Origin of the sequence: Microbacterium sp. BR1 (assembly GCF_002812725.1) — a bacterium.
Taxonomy (GTDB): Bacteria; Actinomycetota; Actinomycetes; order Actinomycetales; family Microbacteriaceae; genus Microbacterium.
The window spans coordinates 295,384-318,540 of record NZ_NMUN01000005.1; the positions used below are offsets into that span (position 1 = coordinate 295,384).

The 23,157-nt window shown below is 65.2% G+C and carries 20 protein-coding genes, 1 tRNA gene and 1 pseudogene; 12 read left to right on the forward strand and 10 right to left on the reverse strand.

Translation table 11 applies throughout. The features are described 5' to 3' along the window. Positions 1-248 precede the first annotated feature (248 nt). The 3 genes from CGU35_RS11160 to CGU35_RS11170 all read left to right on the forward strand — a co-directional run bounded on the left by CGU35_RS11160 (position 249) and on the right by CGU35_RS11170 (position 1,792). Entirely contained in the window at positions 249-770 is a 522-nt protein-coding gene (locus CGU35_RS11160) for a hypothetical protein (RefSeq protein WP_157813944.1), read from the forward strand. Then, the gene (locus tag CGU35_RS18815) at positions 770-1,306 is read left to right on the forward strand and encodes a sigma factor (protein WP_100811629.1); all 537 of its coding nucleotides are present in this window, start codon (positions 770-772) and stop codon (positions 1,304-1,306) included. Before CGU35_RS11160 ends, CGU35_RS18815 begins: the two co-directional genes overlap by 1 nt. 132 nt (positions 1,307-1,438) lie before the next feature. After that, entirely contained in the window at positions 1,439-1,792 is a 354-nt protein-coding gene (locus CGU35_RS11170) for a nuclear transport factor 2 family protein (protein ID WP_100811630.1), read from the forward strand. A gap of 24 nt (positions 1,793-1,816) precedes the next feature. On the opposite strand, the gene CGU35_RS11175 is transcribed toward CGU35_RS11170, so the two are convergent. Then, a complete protein-coding gene (locus CGU35_RS11175; protein WP_100811631.1) occupies positions 1,817-3,307 on the reverse strand; it encodes an MFS transporter in 1,491 nt (496 codons plus the stop codon). A 386-nt stretch (positions 3,308-3,693) separates the two neighbouring features. On the opposite strand from CGU35_RS11175, the gene CGU35_RS11180 reads away from it, so the two are divergent. Further along, positions 3,694-4,422 carry a 2-oxo acid dehydrogenase subunit E2 gene (locus CGU35_RS11180; RefSeq protein ID WP_157813945.1) on the forward strand — a complete coding sequence of 243 codons (729 nt, stop codon included), beginning with the start codon at positions 3,694-3,696 and terminating at the stop codon, positions 4,420-4,422. After that, positions 4,419-5,822 (forward strand): amidase, encoded by a 1,404-nt coding sequence (locus CGU35_RS11185; RefSeq protein WP_100811633.1) that lies wholly within the window; start codon positions 4,419-4,421, stop codon positions 5,820-5,822. The genes CGU35_RS11180 and CGU35_RS11185 overlap by 4 nt, the downstream gene beginning before the upstream one ends. A 205-nt stretch (positions 5,823-6,027) precedes the next feature. Here CGU35_RS11185 and CGU35_RS11190 read toward each other — a convergent pair whose 3' ends face one another. After that, positions 6,028-6,954, reverse strand: a complete 927-nt coding sequence (locus CGU35_RS11190) for an oxygenase MpaB family protein (RefSeq protein ID WP_100811634.1) — start codon at positions 6,952-6,954, stop codon at positions 6,028-6,030. A 9-nt stretch (positions 6,955-6,963) separates the two neighbouring features. On the opposite strand from CGU35_RS11190, the gene CGU35_RS11195 reads away from it, so the two are divergent. The 3 genes from CGU35_RS11195 (at position 6,964) to CGU35_RS11205 (ending at position 10,345) form a co-directional block, all read left to right on the forward strand. Then, the gene (locus CGU35_RS11195) at positions 6,964-7,722 is read left to right on the forward strand and encodes a hypothetical protein (RefSeq protein ID WP_157813946.1); all 759 of its coding nucleotides are present in this window, start codon (positions 6,964-6,966) and stop codon (positions 7,720-7,722) included. Positions 7,723-7,757: 35 nt separating this feature from the next. Further along, a protein-coding gene (locus CGU35_RS11200; protein WP_100809984.1) for an IS3 family transposase occupies positions 7,758-8,995 on the forward strand; the annotation gives its coding sequence in 2 pieces (ribosomal slippage) (positions 7,758-8,043 and positions 8,043-8,995; 1,239 coding nt in all). 543 nt (positions 8,996-9,538) lie between these two features. Then, positions 9,539-10,345 carry a hypothetical protein gene (locus tag CGU35_RS11205; RefSeq protein WP_100811636.1) on the forward strand — a complete coding sequence of 269 codons (807 nt, stop codon included), beginning with the start codon at positions 9,539-9,541 and terminating at the stop codon, positions 10,343-10,345. A 113-nt stretch (positions 10,346-10,458) separates the two neighbouring features. On the opposite strand, the gene CGU35_RS11210 is transcribed toward CGU35_RS11205, so the two are convergent. Continuing rightward, positions 10,459-14,733, reverse strand: coding sequence for an NACHT and WD repeat domain-containing protein (locus CGU35_RS11210; protein ID WP_157813947.1), 4,275 nt, complete (start codon positions 14,731-14,733; stop codon positions 10,459-10,461). Between the two features lie 514 nt (positions 14,734-15,247). Between CGU35_RS11210 and CGU35_RS11215 the strand changes: the two genes are divergently transcribed. Further along, positions 15,248-16,408 (forward strand): IS481 family transposase, encoded by a 1,161-nt coding sequence (locus CGU35_RS11215; protein ID WP_100811638.1) that lies wholly within the window; start codon positions 15,248-15,250, stop codon positions 16,406-16,408. Between the two features lie 53 nt (positions 16,409-16,461). On the opposite strand, the gene CGU35_RS11220 is transcribed toward CGU35_RS11215, so the two are convergent. From CGU35_RS11220 to CGU35_RS11240, 5 genes are all read right to left on the reverse strand, one after another. After that, a tRNA-Arg gene (locus CGU35_RS11220) sits at positions 16,462-16,533 on the reverse strand. 45 nt (positions 16,534-16,578) lie between these two features. Beyond that, the gene (locus CGU35_RS11225) at positions 16,579-17,076 is read right to left on the reverse strand and encodes an HNH endonuclease (protein ID WP_100811639.1); all 498 of its coding nucleotides are present in this window, start codon (positions 17,074-17,076) and stop codon (positions 16,579-16,581) included. A gap of 310 nt (positions 17,077-17,386) precedes the next feature. Next, a complete protein-coding gene (locus tag CGU35_RS11230) occupies positions 17,387-18,226 on the reverse strand; it encodes a M23 family metallopeptidase (RefSeq protein WP_100811694.1) in 840 nt (279 codons plus the stop codon). A 14-nt stretch (positions 18,227-18,240) separates the two neighbouring features. Then, positions 18,241-19,146, reverse strand: coding sequence for a M23 family metallopeptidase (locus CGU35_RS11235; RefSeq protein ID WP_100811640.1), 906 nt, complete (start codon positions 19,144-19,146; stop codon positions 18,241-18,243). Between the two features lie 220 nt (positions 19,147-19,366). Continuing rightward, positions 19,367-20,068 (reverse strand): metal-dependent transcriptional regulator, encoded by a 702-nt coding sequence (locus tag CGU35_RS11240; protein WP_100811641.1) that lies wholly within the window; start codon positions 20,066-20,068, stop codon positions 19,367-19,369. A 99-nt stretch (positions 20,069-20,167) separates the two neighbouring features. Between CGU35_RS11240 and serC the strand changes: the two genes are divergently transcribed. Beyond that, positions 20,168-21,289, forward strand: a complete 1,122-nt coding sequence (serC, locus tag CGU35_RS11245; RefSeq protein WP_100811642.1) for a phosphoserine transaminase — start codon at positions 20,168-20,170, stop codon at positions 21,287-21,289. Here serC and CGU35_RS11250 read toward each other — a convergent pair. Further along, a complete protein-coding gene (locus tag CGU35_RS11250; RefSeq protein ID WP_100811643.1) occupies positions 21,286-22,011 on the reverse strand; it encodes a DUF3027 domain-containing protein in 726 nt (241 codons plus the stop codon). The genes serC and CGU35_RS11250 overlap by 4 nt on opposite strands. Then, the gene (locus CGU35_RS11255; protein ID WP_100811644.1) at positions 21,995-22,378 is read right to left on the reverse strand and encodes a cold-shock protein; all 384 of its coding nucleotides are present in this window, start codon (positions 22,376-22,378) and stop codon (positions 21,995-21,997) included. Before CGU35_RS11255 ends, CGU35_RS11250 begins: the two co-directional genes overlap by 17 nt. 133 nt (positions 22,379-22,511) lie before the next feature. Between CGU35_RS11255 and CGU35_RS11260 the strand changes: the two genes are divergently transcribed. Both CGU35_RS11260 and CGU35_RS11265 read left to right on the forward strand, forming a co-directional pair. Continuing rightward, positions 22,512-22,790 (forward strand): multidrug ABC transporter ATPase, encoded by a 279-nt coding sequence (locus CGU35_RS11260; protein WP_100811645.1) that lies wholly within the window; start codon positions 22,512-22,514, stop codon positions 22,788-22,790. Between the two features lie 7 nt (positions 22,791-22,797). Beyond that, a pseudogene (locus CGU35_RS11265) lies at positions 22,798-23,157 on the forward strand (helicase-associated domain-containing protein); the annotation flags it as partial.

Consider the following 23,157-nt stretch of genomic DNA (forward strand, 5'->3'; position numbering starts at 1 on the left):
GCTCCTGCCGCCTACGATCTACGCGAAGTCAGCTGGACGTGGTGCAGCGCCGACAGATTCACTCGCCTGGGTAGCAACCGGACGCACTTGGGAGAAAGTGAGACGATCCGGCGCCTTTCTGTCATGCCTTATGTGAGTGACGATGACAGAGGGAGCTCATGATGAAGGATTGGCTGCGGTCCGACCTCCAGTCGGCGGATCCCCTCGCGGGGAGCGACGATGCGATGCTGGATGGTCCCGTGGGGCGAATGACCGCTGAGGCCCGGGAAGCGGCCACGGCGGATGCACGTGGGCGCAAACCGTGGTGGCGGCGGCGACGGACGATGATTCCCCTCGGGATCGCCAGCGTCGTGGCGCTCACCGGAGCTGCCCTCGTGGTTCCCCTCAGTATGGGAATCAACGACACGTGGGTCGATCCTGATACAGAGATCCCGATCATCTACACCACCGATACCGGCGTCGATGTGCGCTGCCGCTTCGGCATCTACTTCGGAGACCCCGTCAACCGAACCGCTGCCGACGAGCAGCTCGCCGAGTTCGTCCAGAAGCACGACTGGACAGGAATCGGCCAGCGCATCTATGACGAAGCAATTGCCAATCCCTTCGTCCCCGGACCTGACGACGACTGGGAAGTCGACAACCAGGAGACCCGCGACAGCTTCTCCTTCTTTCGCGCAGTTGACTTGATTTGGGCCGAGATCCCTGCCGAGCTGCAGCAGGAAGGCCAGTTCGCCGGCGGAAGTTCGGACTGCACGGGACGGCTGCGTTGATGCGCCGGGCTCCTCTTCCTCAAGAACTTCGCGACTGGATCGAGGTCGTTGTCGACGACAACGCTGACGACGTCCTCCGCTACCTGAGAAGACGCGTCGCCGAACCCGAGGAGGCGGCGGACCTCTTGGGGCACGTCCTCCTCGCGCTGTGGCAGAACGGCTCACGGGTCCCCACGAGCGACACGGACGCGAGAATGTGGTGCTTCGGGATCGCACGCAATGTCCTCCGCGAGCACTTTCGGCATACCGTGAAGCGCCTCGCTCTAGCCGACGAGTTGCGCGATCAACTGCGCGACACGACGCTGCATGGGAATGCGGCGGACACGACCGCCGAAGCGAGCATGCGCGCATCGGAGGTCAGAAAGGCCGTTGCGTCTCTCGACAGGCGATCCCGTGAAAACTTCGTAAAACGCTCGTCCAATTTTGGGAACGGCTTTTCAAGCAATCGCCGATGCTGCGCGCCTCCTCGCGATCAACGAATCCACCGCCCGAACGCGCTACGGTCGCGCGCTCCGGCGTCTCGAGAAAGCGCTTGACAGAGCATCCGCGCGCGTCGATGGTTCCTCGCTCTCGCCTCGCGCCAGATCTGACCGCCGGCGAGCCATGATGACGGAGTCAGCGGAGGAGAGTCCGACGAAATAGGTAGACGCCAGTGAGAATCTAGAGCTATGGAACTGTCTGCCATACAAGCTGCAGAGATGGAGCTTCTCAGTTCAGCATGTCGTCGCGATTCAATGCGGATGCGAGAACTGCTGCACCCGGACTTCGTCGAGATCGGTCGCTCGGGGCGTCGCTGGACGCGCGACGAGATCATCGCCACTCTCGCTGCCGAAGGTGATCGTGACGCGCCCGCCACTGACGAGTGGAGGTTCATCGAGCTCGCACCCGGGCTCGGCCTTGTCACCTATGTCATTCATGGCGCGAGCGGGGACAGCCGCCACTCGTCGATTTGGAGGGTCGACGAGGGGCGATTACAGATGCGCTTTCATCAAGGCACCTTCGTCTCGGAGCGGGCGCAGTAGCTGCGTCTCCCCCGCCACTCCCGCTCATGCTTCTTGGCGAGTCGCCGAAACGGATGTGGCGGCGGCACGCGACCGTCGGTATCCCCACACGACGAGCCCCGCGGCGAGGAGCGTGAGGATGAGGCCACCGATCGTGGTTGCGGTCTCGAACTCGGCGTCCTGCGCGGGCGTCCAGCTGTCGGCGGCGACGCTGCCGGTGAAGATCGCCGCGAGCACGGTGCCGGCAACGGCGACGCCGATTCCGGTGGCGACTTCGGTGGCGGTGTCCACGAGCGAGGCACCTATCGTGGTGCGGTTGCTCGGCATCCCCTTCATGACGTTGGTGCCCGCGACGACACCGTTGAGGCGAATCCCGAACGCGACGAGCACGAGCGCCAGCGCGACCCACGGGTACCCGTAGTGACCGAGAACGGCGAAGATCGCCAAACCCGCCACGACAGCACCGGCGCTGAGCCACGCGACGTGGTCGAGACCGAGGCGGCGGACCATGGGACTGACGAACAGGCCACCGGCGAGCAGCACGACCACCTGCGGCAGCATCCCGATCGCCGCCCAGAACGGCGACCACCCCCAGTCCAACTGCAGCTGCAGCGTGACATAGAAACCGATGCCCGCAGCCGCGAGGCCCGTGGCGGCTTTGTAGAGGAGGCCACTCGAGACCAGCGGCCGCGCCACGAGCTCGAGATCGAGAATCGGATGGCGGACCCTGCGAGCGCGCATCACGAAGAATGCTAGTGCGCCGAGGGAGGCCGCGAGGAGCACCCACGGCAGTGGCGCGGTGACACCTTCTTGCACGAACAACGTCGGCGCGGCGAGCAGAAGGATCACCGCGACCGTACCCGCGAGAGCCCCCACGACATCGAGCGGGACTCGGTGCAGGTCGGTGGGGTCGTCAGCGGCGATACCCGCACGGATGCTGGTGCCAGCCAATATCGCAACGGGGACATTGACGAGAAGCAGCACCTGCCACGGCGCGAACGACAACACGAAGCCGCCGACCGCGGGGCCGATCGCGAGTCCGATGAGACCGACCGTCGAGATGAGGGTCGTGGCGCGCACGCGGGCCTCGTCGGAGCGGAACAGGCGGAACGCGAGAGCGAGTGAACCCGGGGTGGTCATCGCGGCGGCGACACCCATCACCGCTCGCACCGCGATCAACTGCTCGGCTGTCGCCACGAACGCCGTGGCGAGGCTCGCGAGACCGAGCAGCAGGAGTCCGATCAACATGATGCGTCGCCGTCCCACGCGGTCGGCGAGCGCACCGAAGAACAGCATCAGGCCACCGAACACGACGGAGTAGACACCCGTGACCCACTGCAGTCCCGTCGTGGAGGCCTGCAACTCCCGGCCGATGGTGGGCAGCGCGACATTGAGGATCGAGTTGTCGAGCATCTCGAACAGGAACACTGCCGAGAGGCCGAGCAGGGCCACCCAGGCCGGGCGCAGAGACTCTCGCGCAGAACCAGTCTGAGGGGTTGATGAGAAGGGTCCGTCACCGGACGGATGAGCAGCCATGACACGTCTCCTTGTTGGCGTTGGCAAATGCGGATGCATTCCCTTTTCGAGCCACGGAGATCACGCCAGGATGGCTGACCCGTATGCTCTCGCCGCCAAGGACGTGTGCTGGAATCTGGGAGCTACTATGCGCCGATGCGGGAGAACTGTCAACCAGGGGTTGTCGGGGTCAAGCGGTGAGGTCGACCGCTCGGGACCTTCGGCCCTGGGGCAGACGCGACGAGCGGACTTGAATCGTTGCTCGGAGACGGCTGGCTGGGCCGTCGCTCAGATCGGGGGCATTCGTGAGAGCGTCGGACAGCAGGGAACCGGAAGCGATCGGCATCCACGCAGCGAGATATCGCATCGTCGCGTTGTCTCGCGGCCGCCGTGTGATGTCAGCGCTCATGCACGTTGCGAGCCGGCGCCGGCTCATCCTGGCCTTCACCGAGGCCGACGTGACCGAGCCGCGGCGGATGATTCGCGAGAGTCGGCGCGACACCGGCGAATCGGTCTCGCTCACGGCGTATGCCGCCGCGTGTCTGGCACGGGCGATCGCACAGCATCCAGCGCTCAACTCCGCACGTCATGGTCGCAAGCTGGTGCTGTGCGAAGACGTCAACGTGGTCTGTTACCTGGAACGGATGCATCAAGGTGAACCGACCGTCGGATTCCTGACCCTGCGCACCGCCGATCGGGCCTCGGTTCGCGAGCTCACTTCCCGGCTGCGCGCTGGGCAGGCTCACGGTGCCCCGGCTCCGCGAGTTCTGCGGCATCTGCCGGTGGCCCTGTTCAGACCCGCCGTGCGCTATCTCGCGCGGAATCCCCGGTTCCTCGCCGAGTCGGGTGTCATCGCGATCTCGAACGTCGGGGCCGGAAGCGGCGGCGTGCCCGGGTGGGGCTTCGCGCCGAGCGCGATGAGCGTCGAGGTGACGCTGGGCGGTATCGCCCGACGGCTCGTGCTCGTCGACGGCGAGGTGCGAGAGCGCGAACACATGTGCGTGACGGTCGCTCTCGACCACGACATCGTCGACGGAGCGGCCGCAGCGCGCTTCGTGCGGACCTTCGTCGACATGATCGCCTCCGGCGCTGCACTCGACGAGGTTTCGTATGCCACGACGAAGGACGAACGATGACCGACCCGATGAGGCAGCTCTGGCGACTGAGCGCCACGGAACTGGCGGCTGGCATCCGAGCGCGCGAGTTCTCGTCGCGCGAGGTCGTCGATGCCCATCTCGACCGCATCTCCGCCGTGAACGGAGACGTCAACGCCGCGACCGTGGTCTTCGTCGATCAAGCGAGGGACGCTGCCGACAGGGCCGATCGAGTGGTCGCCGAAGGGGCCCCGATGGGGCCGTTGCACGGCGTGCCGTTCACCGTCAAAGAGAACATCGACCTCGCCGGCTCGGCTACGACACAGGGCGTGCCGGCGCTCGCCCATGCCATTCCATCGGCCGATGCACCGCACGTCGGGCGCCTGCGCGCCGCAGGCGCCATTCCGATCGCGCGCACGAACTGTCCTGACTTCGGCATCGGATGGCACACCATCAGCACCTTGCACGGTGCCACGCGCAACCCGTGGAACCCCGAGGTGACACCCGGGGGATCCAGCGGAGGCGAGGCCGTCGCCATCGCGACGGGCATGAGCCCGCTCGGCGTCGGTGGGGACCTCAGCGGCTCGCTGCGGTGGCCGGCCTCGTGCTGCGCGATCGCGGCGCTGAAGCCGACGCTCGGGCGCATCCCCCGCGCGGCGATGCAGGCGCCGGCGGAACAGCCGATCAGTCTGCAGTTGATGCTCGCCGAAGGGCCCCTCGCCCGCCGCGTGTCCGATCTGCGCACCGCGCTCGAGGTCATGGCAGGCGAGGACTGGCGCGACCCCTGGTCGGTGCCGGTGCCGGTGCATACCGCCGCCGACGACCAGCCGGTGCGCATCGCCCTCGTTGCCGATCCCCTGCCCGGGGGGACGGCCCCGGAGATCCAGCAGGCCCTCCGCAAGATCGGCGCGGCGCTGGCGGATGCCGGCTATGTCGTCGAAGAAGCGGAGCCACCCGGCATCGAGGAGGCGGCTGGCGTCTGGCTCGACATCCTGAAATCAGACATGAGCACCGCGATGGAGACGCTGCAGCCGCCCTGGGGCCGCGAGCAGGCGACCTTCGTCGAACGGCTCTTCGCGCTGTCGAAACCGCCCGCACCGGCCGTGACCTTGGAGGCGTACGTCGCACGGCAACGCCTGCAAAGAGCATGGGGCGAGTTCTTGGCCGGCGGACGAGTCGTCGTCGCTCCGGTCTACGGAGGCCTCCCCTTCGCGGCTCGGGATAGTCTCGCCGATGTCGCCGCGACCTTCGCCCGGATGTCGATCACCAGCACCTGCAACGCGCTCGGCCTTCCTGCCGTCGCAGTTCGCGGCGGCTTCGCACAGGGACTGCCGATCGGAGTTCAGGTGATCGGTGCGGGATTTCGCGAGCAGAGCTGCCTCGGCGTTGCCGAAGCGATCGAGTCGCATGTGAGGATGCTGACCCCCATCGATCCGCGATGACCCCAGCCGGACCTCCGACGCCTCACGGTAGAGATCCACTGCCCTACGACAGCATCGTCAACAAGACTCCGTTGGCCGCCGAACCGAGTCGCTCCTTAGGCGGGGAAAGACTCCGGGATCCGTCACGGATCAGCCAGCGGCCCCGGCTCGGCGCCCTGAGCGCGCCCGGACACGATCCGGACTCGTTCGGCCCGATTGACCGCGGCTAACCTTCGCTCAGGGGCGACCCTGCGGGATGAACCCCGGCACGTTCGAGCGCGAGGCGGCGGTGCCGTTCTCGAGCGAAGTCCTGTGCGCGAGGACCCGAGCCGAGAGCGCGTTGCGATATCGCGAGCACGAGGCGCGTCGCCGTCACGACGGGCAGGACCGTGCGGCGCACACCGAGCAGCTGTCGAAACTCCCGCGGCAGGCTCGCAACAGCTGCGGCGAACAGCACGCGATAGGCAATTCGCATCGAGCCGGTGAAGGGCACGTCACGCAAGAATCGCACCACCTCGTCGACGCGCTCGTCGCGGCGGAGCTCTCCGCTGACGAGGAATCCGCGCATCCTCTCGCGCAGGTCGGCCTCGGTCTCGGGCGGATTCGCCACGTGCATGAGACGCCCGGCGGTCGCCCACTCGCGCACATACGCGTCGGCGCCTCCGGGGATCGGACCGCCCCAACGCTCGTGCGCGCCCAGGAACGCCTCGGTGAACGCGAGATGCACCCATTCCACGAGGCGGGCGTCCGACGCGGAATACGCACGAGCGCCGGCATCCGTCACATAGGTCCCCGCGACTCGCTCGTGCATCCGTCCGACACGCGCCGTCTCCTGCTGCGCCTGCGCCGTCGAGCCGTACGTGACGCAGATGATCCAGCGCACGGTACCGGTCAGGCGCCCGATCGGATCCTCGCGATAGCGCGAGAAGTCGTGCACGCCGGCCATTGCGCCGGGATGAAGGGCCTGAATGAGCAGCGCCCGGATGCCAGCGACAAAAGTCGCGGTTCCCGCGTGGACCGTCCAGGCCGCGCCCCCATCGGGGAAGTACCCGTCGTCATCGCCATTGGCGATGTCACGCACCCACCGCGGCGTGCCATCCGGATCGCCCGCGAGCGCGGTGAGCAGCCGCGCGCGAAGTGCGGGACGTTTCATGGTTCCAGCGTGCCACGCCCGCCGGACGACGGGGCGGCCAGAGCACCAGCGAGGTCCTCCGCAGGGTTGTCCGAAAAGGGAACTGAAGAGTCCGATCGCCGCGACCTATTCCGCTCCGGGATTCTCGCGTTCGAGCGCGTTGGACTACGCAAGAGCACTGAGCAGCTTGATCTGCTCTCGAACGTCACCGCGGAGGATCTACTCCCCCTCCTCGGCCAACAGGACGCTTACGAAGCTGGTCTTTGGGTTGACATCCTGAAGTCGCGCGTTGAGGCGATCGACAAACTTCAGGACCTGACTGACGCAAACGAGAAAGAGAAGGTTCTCCAGCAACACTTGTTTGAACACCTCTGGCTGCTCGACCCCTCGTGGGAACGGGCAACGATTCAGCCTCGAATGGAAGAAAACCTCCGGAAAATCGAGCCTGGCATCTTCGCCATGAACGATGAGCAGAAAGAGGTCACTGGGCGCATCGACATTCGGTATGCGACAGTCGGTGGCCGACACGTGATTGTCGAACTCAAGCGGTATGAGTTGACAGTAGATGCGCGGGTGCTCGCAGAGCAGGGCCTGAAGTATGCGATCGCACTGGCCAGCGTCCTCACTCAGACACAGCGCGAATTCGAAATTCCCAACATAGAGGTCGTTTTTGTACTCGGTAAGAAACCGGGTACCCAAGGTAAGGGCCCCGCACAGACCGAGCAGGAGTTCTACGAAGCGACGTTCCAGTCCTCCCGTGGCTCCTTTAGGTTGTATGAATCGGCCTGACTTTCGTTCCGTTCTTCAAGCAAGGATGGAACACGATGAACAGGAAGTATTCGCCGGAGATGCGTGAGCGGGCGTTGCGGATGCTCGCGGAGACGCGGCCGTCGCACCCGACGATGATGAGCGCGGTTAGGCATGTGGCTGGGCTGCTGGGGATGAGCCCGGAGACGTTGCGACTGTGGCAGCGCCGGGCCGAGGTCGACGCCGGTGTCAAGCCCGGGCTGACGACGGACGCGGCGGTGGAGATCAAGCGGCTGCAGAAGGAGAACGCCGAACTGCGCAAGGCCAACGAGATCCTCAAGGCTGCGAGCGTGTTTTTCGCGAAGGAGCTCGACCGCCCCTGACCGAGATGGTCCGGTTCATCGATGAACACAGGGATCGTTTCGGGGTCGAGCTCATCTGCCGGGTCCTCAAACCGGCAGTCCAGGGCTTCCTCACCGCGCGCGGCTACCGCGCCGCTGTCAGCCGTGCGGCGTCAGCGAGGCAGCTGCGCGACGACCTGCTGGTGCCGGAGGTCGCTCGCCTACATGCGGAGAACTACGGCGTCTACGGACGCCGGAAGATGCACGCACTCATGCGGCGGCAAGGGTGGGAGATCGGTCGCGATCAGACCGAACGGCTCATGCGGCTCGCCGGGGTGGAGGGCGTGAAGCGGTCCAAGCGGATGTTCACGACGAAGTCCGACCCGGCAGCGGAGAAGCCGAAGGATCTCGTGCAACGCCGGTTCACTGCCCCCGGCCCGCGCCGCCTCTGGGTCGCTGACGTGACATACGTCGCAACATGGTCCGGGTTCGCGTATGTCGCGTTCGTCACCGATGTCTATTCGCGTCGCATCGTGGGCTGGAACGTCGCAGCCACGCTCAAGTCCGACATCCTGCCACTACGGGCGCTCGATATGGCCGCCTGGGACGCCGGCGGACGCCTCGACGGCCTGGTTCATCACGCCGATCACGGATCGAACTACCTCGCCGTGGTCTACACCGATCGGATCGAGGAACTCGGCGCGAAACCCTCCACCGGGACCGTCGGCGACTCGTTCGACAACGCCCTCGCGGAGGCGGTCAACGGTCTCTACAAGACCGAGCTGATCCGTCAGCGCGGCCCCTGGCGAACCGTCGAGCAGGTCGAGCTAGCAACCCTTGAGTACGTGTGGTGGTGGAACAATCAGCGCCTCCACGGCGAGCTCGACATGCGCACCCCGATCGAGGTCGAAGACGCGTACTACGCTGACCTGGAATCAGCCAATCCGGCACCTGCTGGACAAGGCTCCCGATAGGAACGAAAGTCAGGCCGATTCAGTACGACGCGCTGATCGACTCTGCCAAGAACCAATACCAGGACTATCTAGACGCCTCAAGCAAGGCCCGTGCCCTCGAGGAGCTCCTTGGGGCGCTCGAGCCGCCCGCGAGTGCTGGTGACCATCAGGCTGCCGCCGATTAGAGCGAAAGGCTTGCCGCGTTTTGTAAACCGTTGCCCGTCGCCCTCCACGACGCCGCTCAACGCGTTGCCGTCACGAGGCGTAACGGCCTTGCCATGACCGACCGGACTGCGGCCAACCTGCTGACCCGGTCGCCCCACGCGAGGATGCTCGCCCCAGATGAAGCAACCTGCGCGAAACGCGTCGGTCAGTCGTAGAACGGTGTTGGCATCTCCCCGAGCTTGCAGGGGACTTCCGTCGAGCGCCCCCGAATCCGACCACTCCACGGAGGACGCGTAAGCTCCGAGCCAGCAGCCGGGTCGAGCTCGAGCGCCGGCTTTGGATCTCTCGTCAACAAAGGCGGGAGAACAAGCTCCTTGTCTGCCGTGATATCAATCTGTAGTGACCGACATAATTGGCATCCACGGAATCTTTCAATACAAGTACCATTCCGATCCAGAGATTCTCACTAATCTGTGGAGGGCTAGCCTCGAACGCTCGGGAATCGACGCGGAGTTGGATCTCGCTTATTTCGCGCCCACGCTTCATCGGGCATCCGCTATGGGCGATGAAATTGTCGAACTGAACAGAGAGGAAGCCGCGCTCGCCGCGCAGTGGCTCCTGGCAGCTGGGGCGCCGGGCGCCGTCGCTCAGGGGCGACTAACAGCGTGGGTGCGAGACTCGCTCGATTGGCTAATACTGAGCGGCATGGCCCGGGGAGCCACGAAGGCGATGACCCAATCGATCATTCGTGAGGTCGCGACATACCTGGATTTGAGCAACACCGAACCACGTGAGAATGCCAAGGAAATAGTGGCGGAGGCGATCCGTACGCACCAACCAAGAATAGTGATCGCACACTCGCTGGGGTCTGTCGTCGCCTACGAGGCTCTCTGGGCGGCAGCTGGGTTGACGGTGCCTTGCCTACTAACAATTGGATCGCCGCTGGCCCTCCCGGGCGCATTCAGGGGGAGCTTCCTACCCGAGGCCGCGAACGCCAACACCAAGCCCCCGGGAGTAACCCGCTGGATCAACGTTACGGATGTCGGCGACGTTGTCGCCGTACCCAAAGGCTTGTCAACCTTCTTCGCGGGAGTCGACGAAGAATTGGAGATCTCGATCAATCCGTTCGAATGCCATCGAGTTAGCTATTACCTCGAATCGCCCGAGGTGGCTGCAATCTTGGATCGCGAGCTCGCGCGGAGCTAGCGATGGCGTCGCACATCCCCAAGCGAGAAAACAAGAAGGTCCGGGCCGCAAACCGCCAATAACCTACGCCCAGAAACGATGTCCAAGGATGTGACCACATCTGGCACAGCGTGCTAGTCAACCTCGATGAGCGAATCTTCCCACGTCCAAACGCGCACCACTCCGTCAGAGCCACCCGTCACAACTACTGGAGTCGAGTCAAGGTACGGGACAACGACCTTAACGACGAATGTTCCATCATGGGCACTCGCGACAGACTCAACGATCTGTTGGCCGTCGGCGAGGTCGATTACCCGCATTTCTCCGGTCTCAAGTGCCACAACTCCCACCGCCCGGTCCTCGAGCGCGACACAGCTGACGCTCGACACCCGACTACGTTCCGGCTGAAATCGCCACCTTGTCGTCCGATGTTCGAGGTCCCACGCGGTCAGCGCGCCGTCCGAGCCGACAAGACATGCAATCGTCCCAGCCGAGCCTTCGCATGCGGCGGCAGACAAGATCGAGTCCGAATCAAGTTTCCCCAGACGGAGCTCCTCCCGTAGAGCCTTCAGATCCCACGCGCCATCTACGCTGACGGGAAATCCATCCACGACAGTCAGGACCGTGGAGTGGTCACCGAAGTCATTCGGGGAGACGGGCCGCCGCAAACTCACCCATGCCGTCACATCCCAAAGCTCGATGCCCCGGCGCTCTCCTCCAACCAGCAAAATCGCGCGACTCCCCGCTTGCACAATCTCCAGAACGCGGATGACTCCATCCAGCGCGGTCAACTCTGGACCGATAGGCTCCAGCGTGCTCGCGTCCCAAAGCCGGATGTTCCCAACGGCTCCTCCCGAGACGGCAAGCCACTTGCCATCGAGATTGCCAACTACGAAGGCGCTCAATCCCATGCCATGGGCCCTGACTTCTTCAAGAGCCTCGCCATAATCCGCTGTCCATGAGTGGATCGTGCCGTCGGCACCCACCGTCAAGACTCTCTCGTGCGCCCGATACATAGAGAGACGCGCGTTGAGCACTGAGCCACGATGAACACTGACCCGCATACCCACCTCGCCCCGATGGCCTAGGTACCAGATGCTTAGCGTTCCGTCCGCTCCCCCAGTGGCGATCGTCCCCACTTGTCCAGTAGCGCCCATACTGAGCACGGCCGCACTGAACCCCACTAGGCCCTGTACTGTCGGTCCGAGTTCCACCGTCCAGGCCCGAAGTGTCCCATCGTCGCCGCCGGAAACAATTGTGTGTCCGCCGTCTACGCTCGTGATCCGGACGGACGAGATGGGGCCGTCGTGGGAATCACTCGAGCGCTCAATAATCTTGTTGTTGGCGACATCCCAAAGACGTAAAAAGCCATCAACGCCACCCGCGACTAGCCGCATCTTCCCGCCCGCGTACAAGACAGCAAGTGCCGAACACGAGACCATCCTTCCCGCCGCCGTCTCGTCAATAAGTACTCGAAGGCAGATTCCCGCAAGGAGATCCCACACTTCAACTCTGCCCATGACTCTGCTTACCGCAACGACAGGGATCCCCTCGAAGGTGCCCCCGACGACCGCGATGGCCGCGACGCCTTCCGAAGCCTCCCACGGCCCGGCCGGAAGAACCGCGAGACGCGCGCCCGTGGATAGCGACGTGGCCGTAACTCTGCCCGATTCGTATCCGCAGATCGCCGCAAGCTCGCCAGCGACATTGGCGACGCTGAAACACACGATCGGGCCTTCGCCAAGGTCAATAGCTCCTACCGCCCGAAGCTTGTCAACATCCCACAACCGCAGGTGGCCATCTTCTCCCGCCGATACCGCTGTCATTACGCCAGCGATTGGGACCGCTTCAATCGCATTGATTGGACCAGCATGCGCATCCGAATCTTGCGCGATCAGGGAATGAGCGTCGAGCGACCAGAACCGAAGCGTCCCGTCGCGTCCGCCTGAAATCGACACGTAGCGGCCATCCGCACGGCGAGCCATAGTCACGGCGTCCGCGTCTCCAGATGCGCCAGTGAACTCTGCAACGAGAGCCGGGCTAACTCCATTCCCAGTCGCCCAGTCAATCCTGAGCAACGAGTTCCCCAACCTACGAACGGTATCGAGACTGGATATGGACGTGCCGTAGCGGGCAGCGTCGACCATCATTACTTGCCGGCGAAGAGGCGGCACCATCCTCTTGGTCATGTGAACGGACGCGGCAAGAATCGCGCGCAGCAGCATCAGCCGCTCACTGCCCTCGATTCCCTCTTCCTGTTCGCCTGCCTCGACTCGGTGGAAAGCCGCCAGAGCCTCGCCCAAATCGCCATGGGCCAGATATTCAACGTCACCGAGAACCGCGTCCGGGCTTCCCGCTTCCAACGCCATCTGAGGGGCGTGGCGCAAGAGGTATGTCTCCGCTGTATCCCAGAGCCGCATGCCATCGTCGCTCTCGCGCCGCGCCAGCAGCGCTTCGAGGATCCTTAATGGCATTGTGTCCGCGCCGACGGTGGTCCCCCGCAAGACGTCAACGAGACCCTGGTGGAACGGACGGTAGAGCGATTCCCCGGAAACATCTGGTGATGAGCGCAAATAGAACAGCACACCGTCCAGAGCATCTCTCACGGCTTGCGGCGTCGCCCGATCGTCATAGAAAACGTCCTCGCAGAGCGCCTGCACAATAGATTGCGGCATGCCGACGCCGTGCGCCCAGGTCAGACAAGTGAGAACTGCGCGCCTCAGCGGACCGTCTTTCGCTGTGTTCAGGTCAAGCTCGAGTACATCCGGAAGTGAGCGCGGGACGTTGGAGATCACCATCTCGATCTCGCTCGATGATCCGTTGAATCCGCGATCAACGAGCACCTGACAATACAAAGACGCAACCAGGAATGAGCCCCACTCCGCGCCCGGTTCCTCAGTAAGTTTCTGCGCCAGATCGCCTGGGAATCCTTCCTGAACTTCAATTCCCTCAGCCGCCATGATCCGGGCAACGTAGCCAGCGAGATCAGCTTCGATTTGCTCGCGAGCTACGTGGTCGAGGTGCAGCATCGCAGTCGGAGGAAGGCTCTCCATCCACTTTTCGATCTGCTGCCAGCTACCGCCTGACCGCGTACCCACCAACACGAAACAGGCTGGCCGACCGTCGCTCCGGCGAGATTGCTTCAGCGCGTCAATAATGTCGAGCACGTCCATCGCCGCGGTGGCCTCATCGATTGCATCAATGATCACCCAAGCCGGTTCTGGAAGCTCGGCAATCGCCCCTGGCAATAGCTCGGGAGGAAACCGCCTATCGGTGTCGTCTGGCCACAGTTCCAACTGTGTCGCGATCGAGTCGACAACCACTGCGGCACTCAAGCCTCTGGCATGAATTCCCGCGACGAAGCGTTTCGGTCCGGGCGCTGCACCAGCATGCCTCCAAATGGATTCGGTGCGATTGCGGAGGAAGCGTCGAGAAGCGCAAACCACGATGCCCAGAATGGCCGACTTCCCGGACCCCGGGCTCCCAGTCACGACACGGACGCTGTCATCTGGCGGCGCAGCCTCCATCCAATCGACAATTGCGTTCAACTGGGCTTCGCGCCCCGAGAACGCGCCGGCTGCCACAGGCACCCGTCTCCCGCTTGCGCGCTCGACAAAGTGCCCCTCGTCCAACCTGCCCGAAGATTCAATGAGTTCCCGAACTCCAGGCTCTGCATCCCGCAAAGCCCGCGCAACTTCTCCGGGCGGCCTATATGCCGGGTTTTCGAAGAACCTCACTCGAGCGTCTTCGTCTGTCTCGATCAGCGTGGAGTGCAAACGCTGCTCGATACTTCCCTGCGCGAGTTCTCGGACCTCCGCCTTGAGAGTCCTCTGCACCAGTGACCATGGAATCCACTCAACTTCCGAATGAACGTCCAGGTCTCCATTGAATATGGCCCGGAGTACACTTCCGAAAGCGATCGAGAGGCGCGCATCGTAGGCCGCTCGGTGGGGTGCCGACGCCGCGAAAACCCAGCTACGTCGCTCCTCGGGGAGAACTTCAATTCCCCATGTAGTCCTCGCCGCTAAGCCACTCCCGCACATATCGAGGACAACCAGGGTCGAGGGCGCTTTGGGCCCGTCGTGCTCGATACCGCGCAGCCACTCGTCAACATTTCCGTCGCGGTGAGTTACACCATCGGCGCCCACCGGAAATAAGCCGCCAACTTTGGTTTCTCCGTGCGAAAGAATGTGTATGAGCCGGACATCGGCGGAGTCGCCTTGACCCAAGAAGTCCCGAGCGTGTGCGGCCAGCGTTTCAGCACCCCAACTCCACGTCGAAGAGGGAACATTGACCTCGTACCCCAGGTCCGAAAGGGAATCTGCGACCCCGTCAACGTGATGACAAAAGTCCTCCAGCGACTCGTATCTGTCGTCGCCCAGACCGCCTGGATTAGGAATCGCGACCACCAAAGCGAGTTTGCGCACCAAGGCCTCCCGCCGCGATAGATCTCTGCGCTTCGCGAAGCCGGACCCTAACCCGGGCGCGATGACGGCTCCCCGCTCTCGATCTTGGCATACACCGAAGCGCGCTGATATCCGTTGCATCGCATTCAGCGTCATCGAGATGGAAGAAGCGGCCGGTATGAGTCCCGCTCCATCCAGACCCGAGATACCGCCTCACCCGGCTTGAGGCCTGAATCTGAAGAGACAACCCGCGAACTGCCGCGGGTGGAGGCTGCCGTCCTTGACCTGACCCTTGCGGCTGGTCGCGACGATGGTCGCGACCAGTCCGGCCGGGCGTTCCCATGGCACAGGTCGTTCAGCGTCAGGTACGGAGTTCGCCCGGATCTCGCGAGATCTGCCCCCAGAAGAACTCCTGGTCAGATCCAAAAGAGACAGTGCCCCTGGAGGTGTGCGGGTTCACGACATAGGCGACAGGTGATCGGCGACACGTGAGTCGCGTCATAGGCGACAGTGGTTCATGTCGTCGAAGCATCGGGTAGTGATGTTGAAGATCATCGCCGGAGGACTATCGGTCAGCGCCGCGGCGGCTGAGTACGGAATGAGCCGTCAGTATCTGCACAAGCTCCTCACCCGCTACCGAGACGAGGGCCTCGACGGGCTTAACGCACGATCCCGAGCCCCGCTGACCAACCCGAACGTGACCACCGACAGGGTCCGTGCGCGGGTCGTGCAGCTCCGGCAAGCATTAACCGCCGCAGGAACCGATGCAGGTCCGGTCACGGTCGCTTGGCACCTGCGCCAAGAGGGACTGACCGTCCCGTTGACGTCCACGATCCGACGCATCCTGCACGCGGCCGGACTGATCACCCCCGAACCCCGCAAACGACCGAAGTCCTCCTACGTCCGGCTCGAAGCCGCGCAACCGAACGAAACCTGGCAGTCGGATTTCACCCACTGGCGTCTCGCCGACGGTTCGGACGTGGAGATCCTGAACTGGCTGGACGACCACTCCCGACTCCTGCTGTCCTGCACCGTTCACCGACCCGTGACCGGCCGGAACGTCGTTGACACCTACGGCCCACCCGCGTCCACGTTGACCGATAACGGCCGCGTCTACACTGCCCGCCATGCCGGCGGACGCAACGAGTTCGAATACGTCCTCGCCGCGCTGAACATCACCCAGAAGAACGGAGCCCCGAACCACCCCCAGACCCAAGGGAAGATCGAGAGGTTCCATCAGACCCTGAAACGATGGTTGACCGCCCGACCCCACATGGCCACGATCGCCGAACTGCAGGCCCAACTCGACCTATTCCGGGAGCATTACAACCACCACCGGCCGCATCGCGCCCGAGGGACCACCCCCGCCACGGCCTACGCCACAACACCGAAAGCAGTCCCCGCCGGACACCACGACCGCGCCCACTATCGGGTCCGTCACGACCACGTCGGCGCCAACGGAAAGATCAGCTTCCGCCGCGCCGCCCGCATGCACCACCTCGGCATCGGCGCCGACCACCGGGGCAAACGCTGCATCCTCATCGCCGACGAACGCACCGTCACCGTCGTCCACCTAGACACCGGCGAGATCATCGCCACCAACAACATCGACCCCAACAAAACCTACTGGCGCAACACGCAGAAGGAGCCCGGCCGATGGCCGGGCTCCTTCTTCTGACGTCTCCTATGTCACGACTCAGATGTCTCCTATGTCACGACTCATCACAGCAGTGCCCCTGGAGGGACTCGAACCCCCAACCCTTTCCTTAGGACGGAACTGCTCTTCCATTGAGCTACAGAGGCTAGGCCACCAAGTCTACCGAGCCCGAGCATCCGGATCCGAAGGGATCACGCCGCGAGCTCGAGGTACGGCTCCCACCGCGGGTCCGCGCGCTCAGTGCCACGCACCGTCCACTGCGCGCCGTGCGGCGGCCGGGGCGCGTACCGCAGGTCCCAGCGCATCTCGGCGGGCGTCCGGTCGCCCTTCAGGTTGTTGCACCGCAGACAGCACGCCACCAGGTTCTCCCACGAGTCCGCTCCCCCGCGCGAGCGCGGCAGCACGTGATCGATCGTGGTGGCACCCTTGCCGCAGTACGCGCAGCGGTTGCCGTCGCGACGCAGCACGCCCCGGCGGGTGACCGGCACGCGACGCGACTGCGGAACGCGGACGTAGCGTGTCAGCAGGATCACCGCCGGGCGATCGACCGCACCGCGGGCGCCCCATACCGGATCACCCTCCACACGCTCGATGATGGTCGCCTTCGCGTTCATCACGAGCACCAGAGCTCGCTTGAACGACACGACGGCCAGCGGTTCGTATCCTGCGTTCAGCACCAGAGTGCGCATCGGGTGTCCTCTCGAATAGCCCGTGACGGCTTCAGCGGTATTCGATACAGCAACGCCCGCGGGCGCGACAGGCTGCGAGGACGAAAAAAGGCGCTGCCCCTAGGGGCAGCGCCTCGCGGCCACGGTCACGCCGCGGCATCCGTCCACACGATGCCGAAGGACGTAACGACCGTGCGCATTCCGGGTTCGGATGCGAGGCGTGGTGTCCATCGGCATTTTCCAATCGCTCGAGCAAGCGTTCGGGGTCAGATTACCCCACGATTCGGGGTGCAAGATTCACGGATGCCGAAGGTTCATCCGTGTCGTGCGCTCAGGTGCCGTAGGGCCCGAGCCACGGCATCGGGTCGACCTTGGCGTTGTTCACGAACACCTCGAAGTGCACGTGGTTCGCGGTCGCGTACCCGGTGCGCCCCACTCCCCCGATGACCTGCCCGCGCGTCACCGTCTGACCCGGCTCGACCGTGCGGGTGCCGTACGACAGGTGCGCGTAGAGCGTGCTGATGCGCGTGCCGTCGATCACGTGCTCGATGCGGACGTACGCGCCGTAGCCGCCGCTGCCGCCCTCGGTCGACTGACTGACCACGCCGTCCGCCGAGGCGTAAACGGGTGATAGCGCCGGGGCGAGCATGTCGACGCCCTTGTGCGACCCGCCTCGCGCGCCGAAGCGGTCGCTAATGTTCGAGATGTTGCGCAGCGGCCATCCGATCGCGCCCGATCCGGCCGGGATGCTGCTCAGATCGATGTTCATCATGCTGCCCGCGGCCTTGGCGCGCGCCGCGGCGGCCTCCGCCGCCTTCTTCTTCGCGATCTCTTCGGGCGTGGTCGCCGAATACGAACCGCGGGTAAGAGTGGAGTCCCCGACATCCGACGCCACGACGATCTCTTGCGCCCCGTCCGCAGCGAGTTGCTGCAGCGTCTTCGGCCCGGTCTCGGGCCGCCACGCCGCATAGGCCGGGATCGCGACGGTCGCCACCAGCCCCGCAACGACGGCAAGAGTCAGGATGCTGCGGGCCGGGCGGCGACGCACACCACCCACCGCGGCGGTCGCAGCCGCTCGAGGAACCCGCAGCTTGCGCCACAGCGAACCCTTCGGCTGCGCCGACTCCAGGCTCGTGTGCTGGGGAGAGTCAGTCGGCAGCTTGTCAGGCATGACGGAAGAGTCGATCAACCCGCGTTCGCGGCGAGCCAGCCCTCAGCGTCGACACGCGTGCCGTCGACATGGATCATCAGGTGCAGGTGCGTGCCGAACGCCAGGCCGGTATCGCTGACCTGTCCGATCAACTGACCCGCGCTCACGGTCGCCCCGGCACCCACGGTGCGACTGCCCGGCAGCATGTGTCCGTAGACCGACTGCACGGCGTGGCCGTTGATGTTGTGCATGATCGTGATCGTCACGCCGAGTCCCCCGCCACCGTCGGTGGATGCCGTGACGACGCCATCGGCGACGGAGTAGATCGGCGTGCCGCGCTCGACCATGTAGTCGGTGCCGCGGTGACCGGCGTAGGGCGCTCCGAAGTTGTTGAAGTAGGGCAGCGGGCGACGGACGATGCCCGAACCCGGTGCGACCAGCGGAACACCCGCGGGGATCGCGTACGACGAGGCGCTGGCCCGAGTGGCCTTGGCCTTGGCCCGCGCTGCGGCGGCCTCTTCGGCCTTCTTCTTCGAGATCTCGTCCGGCGTCGTCGCCGAATACGAGCCGCGGGCCAGGGTGGAGTCGGTGATGTCCGACGCGACGACGAGCGTCTGTGCACCGTCGGTGGCGAGCTGCTGCAACGTCATCGCGTCGGCTTCGGGCTGCCAGGCCGCATAGGCCGGAATCGCGACGGTGGCGAAGAGTCCGGTGACGACCGCGAGGGTCAGGATGCTGCGAACCGGCCCACGTCGTCCGGATTGAGTCTTCGGGGCACGCTCTGCACGCGCGGCGCGACGCTCGAGTTTGGTCGCTCGGCGCGTCGATCGATCGAGGCGGGGTGGCTTCTGTGTCTCGCTCCGAGCCGACCGTCCCCTGCGGTCTCGGCTCGCTACCTGCGCGTCGGGTGCGCTAACAGGCGAGTCATTCTCTTCAGCCAAACGCTTCCTCCTGCCCCGGCACCCCGCGTAGGGGTGTTGGCTCGTCGCCACGATGTTCGTGGTTCAGCCGGCCGAGTGGACGAGCCTAGAGGGGCGTTCGGGCCGGGAGTTCCATCGCCTGGCTTCTCGGCGGTGGACTTTTCGAGATTACCGGAAGGTAACGGTTCTGTCACTTCGACAGGCGGGCGCTGTGGACGAATTGCGCCCTCGAGCATCCGATTCAGACAGACGTGTCGACCAGGAAGATGTGCGCGGCGACCTCGACCGGAAGCTCGAGACCCTCGTCCGATCCGTCCATCTCGACGAGCACGTATCCCTCGTTGTAGCGGTACTTGCCCCGCGCACCCGGCATAACCCCGGCGCTGCGCAGCTGTTCGAGCAATTCGGGATCGACCTGCGCCGGCTCGGCCAGACGGCGCACGGTGCCCTCGACCGGACCGCCGACCTCGTTCAGGTGACGGACGAGTCCGACAACTCCCTGTGAAAAGACCGCCGCGGGCACATCGCCCAGCTGATCGAGCCCGGGGATCGGGTTTCCGTACGGGGATTCGGTGGGGTGCCCGAGAAGCTCGACGAGCCGGCGCTCGACCTGCTCGCTCATGACGTGCTCCCAGCGGCACGCCTCTTCGTGGACGTAGGCCCAATCCAGGCCGATCACGTCCGAGAGGAGCCGCTCGGCCAGACGGTGCTTGCGCATGACATCGATGGCCTTCTGGCGACCCGCGTTGGTGAGTTCGAGTCGACGATCTTCCGAAACCACGACCAGCCCGTCGCGCTCCATGCGTCCCACGGTCTGCGAGACGGTCGGACCCGAGTGGCCGAGGCGCTCCGAGATGCGCGCGCGCAGAGGAATGATGTTCTCTTCCTCGAGCTCCAGGATGGTACGCAGATACATCTCTGTCGTATCGATCAGATCGGTCATGGCGGCTGGTTCCTCGCGTCCGGGTTGCGAAGGTAAGCCTAACCCAGTGGGCCGTAACGCGGCCTGAGTCACCCCACGCGCGACCCTAGAATCGAGGGCATGCCCCACGTCTCTCTTCCGAGCGAACTCCTGCCCACCGACGGACGCTTCGGGTGCGGACCATCGAAGGTTCGCCCCGCCCAGCTGGCGGCCCTCGCGACCACCGGAGCAGAGCTGCTCGGCACGTCGCACCGCCAGGCCCCCGTCAAGAACCTCGTCGGCGACGTGCGCTCCCTGCTCGCCGAGCTGTTCCGCGCTCCGGAGGGCTACGAGGTCTTGCTGGCGAACGGCGGATCGACGAGCTTCTGGGATGCCGCGGCCTTCGGCCTGATCGAGCGCCGCGCGCAGAACCTGGTGTTCGGTGAGTTCGGCGGCAAGTTCGCCACCGCGGCGAAGGCGCCCTGGCTCGAGGCCCCGGATGTGCGCAATGCACCCGCCGGTCAGCGCACTACCGCCGAGGTCGTCGCCGGAGTCGACGTCTACGCCTGGCCGCACAACGAGACCTCGACCGGCGTGCTCGCCCCCGTCACACGGGTGCACGGCGACGACGGAGCCCTGACCGTGATCGACGCGACGAGCGCCGCGGGTGGCGTCGACGTCGACATCGCCGAGACGGACGTCTACTACTTCGCCCCGCAGAAGAACCTCGGATCCGACGGGGGGCTCTGGCTCGCACTCGCGTCGCCCGCCGCGATCGAGCGGATCGAACGCATCGGCAAGTCCGACCGGTACATCCCGGACTCCCTCAGCCTGGTCAACGCGGTGAGCAACTCGCGCCTGAACCAGACGCTCAACACCCCCGCCCTCGCGACGCTGTTCCTGCTGCGCGAACAGCTGTCGTGGATCGTCGACAACGGCGGACTGTCGTGGGCCTCGGCGCGCACCGCCGAGTCGTCGGCTGCGCTGTACGACTGGGCCGAGGCATCCGCCGTCGCCACGCCGTTCGTCGCCGACCCGGCCGACCGCTCGCAGGTCGTCGTCACGATCGACTTCGACGAGAGCGTGGATGCCGCCGCCCTCGCGGCGTCGCTCCGCTCCAACGGCATCGTCGACACCGAGCCCTACCGCAAGCTCGGACGCAACCAGCTGCGCATCGCGACGTTCGTCTCGATCGAGCCCGACGACGTGCGTCAGCTCATCGGCGCGATCGAGTACACGCTCGAACGGATGCCGAAGGCCTAGTAGCTGCGGTCGACGCGCGGGTCCTGGTAGTCGAACTCGTCGTCGTCCGAGTCGTCGTCGTCCGAGTCGTCCTCGTCATCTGACTCTTCGTCGTCAGAGTCGTCATCGTCCGACTCGTCATCCTCATCCGACTCATCGTCGGAGTCGGCGTCCTCATCGTCGTCGTCGTCATCGTCGTCCGACTCCGCGTCGTCCGAGAAGTTGTCGATGTCGACGCCGTCGACGTCGCCCGAGTGCAGGATCGGCGAGCCGTCCTCGTCGAAGTCGGCCGCATCAAGGTCATCGATGTCGTCGTCGAGGTCATCGTCCGAGTCGTCCTCGGCGTCATCGTCGTCCGAGTCGCCGGACTCGTCGCCGGATGCCTGGGCGGCGAGCGCCTCTTGGTCGAGCTCGGCCTGGTGGGCGTGATACTCGGCCAGGCGCTCGGCCCACGGCGTCCATTCGGGCGCGAGGAGCGCACCGTCGCCGGGCATCAACTCGGCCTCGAGCACGGTCGGGGCCGACCCCTCGACGCGCGCGAGCGTGACGGTCCAGAACCACCCGGGGTAGCCGACCATGCGGTTGGCGAACCGGAGCGACAGCGCACCGCCGGGCTCTTGGCGATACCCGGCGGCCTCGCCGATCGTCTTCTCTTCCGTGATCTCGCGCAGCGCGGCGAGCGCGAGATCGCGCGCACCCAGCAGTTCGGGGTCGGGCAGCTCGGACTCAGGCGTCGAGTTCATCGGCGACCTTACGCAGGACCGCGGCGATCTTCTTGCTGTGCGAGCTGCTCGGGTAGCGGCCGCGACGCAGATCCCCGCCCATGCCGTCGAGCAGCTTGACGAGGTCTTCGATGATGATCGCCATGTCGTCGGCGGGCTTGCGCTGCGCCTTCGACAGGCTCGGCGGCGCCTCGAGGACGCGCACCGACAGCGCCTGCAGGCCGCGCTTGCCGTCCGCAACCCCGAACTCCAGGCGTGTGCCGGGCTTGGGGGCGGGCGTTCCCGCGGGCAGTGCGGTGGCGTGCAGGAAGACGTCTTCGCCATCATCGGTGGAGATGAAGCCGAAGCCCTTCTCCTCGTCGAAGAACCTGACCTTGCCGGTGGGCATCGTGAACTACCTCGTTGCGTCTGGCACCCGCGGGCGCTGAAGAATCCGGGGAAACCCCCGACATCCCAGCCTACGGCACCACTTCCCGACGTGCGCGATCAATACGAGCGCCCCGCCCACTAGGCTCGGACGAATGAGCACGTCTCCCGATTCTTCACAGGTGCCGCCTGGGCGCGCCGAACGCATCCTCGCGTTCATGTCGCTCGGAATCGCGCTCCTATCGATCGTGTGCTTCTTCGCGATCATCATCGGCACGGCCACCGGAATGTCCCGCGAGGACTTCTCGTCGGGAATCTGGCCGCTCGTCGCCATCCTGCCGAACATCGGGCTTCCGCTCGCGTTCGTGCTGATCATCACGCTCCTCGTCATCACCTGGGTGCGCCGCAAGCGCGCGAATCAGGCTTCGTCTTGAGCCGACCATGACAGAGGGAACGAGGGAGCTCGCCGCGCGCCTCGCGACCCTCGACGACTCGGAGTTCGCCGCCCTGCTCGCGGCGCGGGGAGTCTCACCCACTGCCGCCTGGCGCGATTACTTCGACGCCGCGGACGCGCTCACCGAGCCGTCCTTCGTCGCACGGGCCCTGCAGGGGCTGACCGCGACCGAGCTCGCCTCGGTCGCTCGCGCGGCCGCCGAGGGCACGCCGGTCCCCGAAGACGTGGCGCCGACGGTGCGAAACCTGGGACTGACGGATGCCTCGGGCATCCCGCTTCCCTCCACTTCCGCCGCGATAGATCTCGTCACGCTCGACCCCGCCACCCCGCAAGGCACACAGGGGATA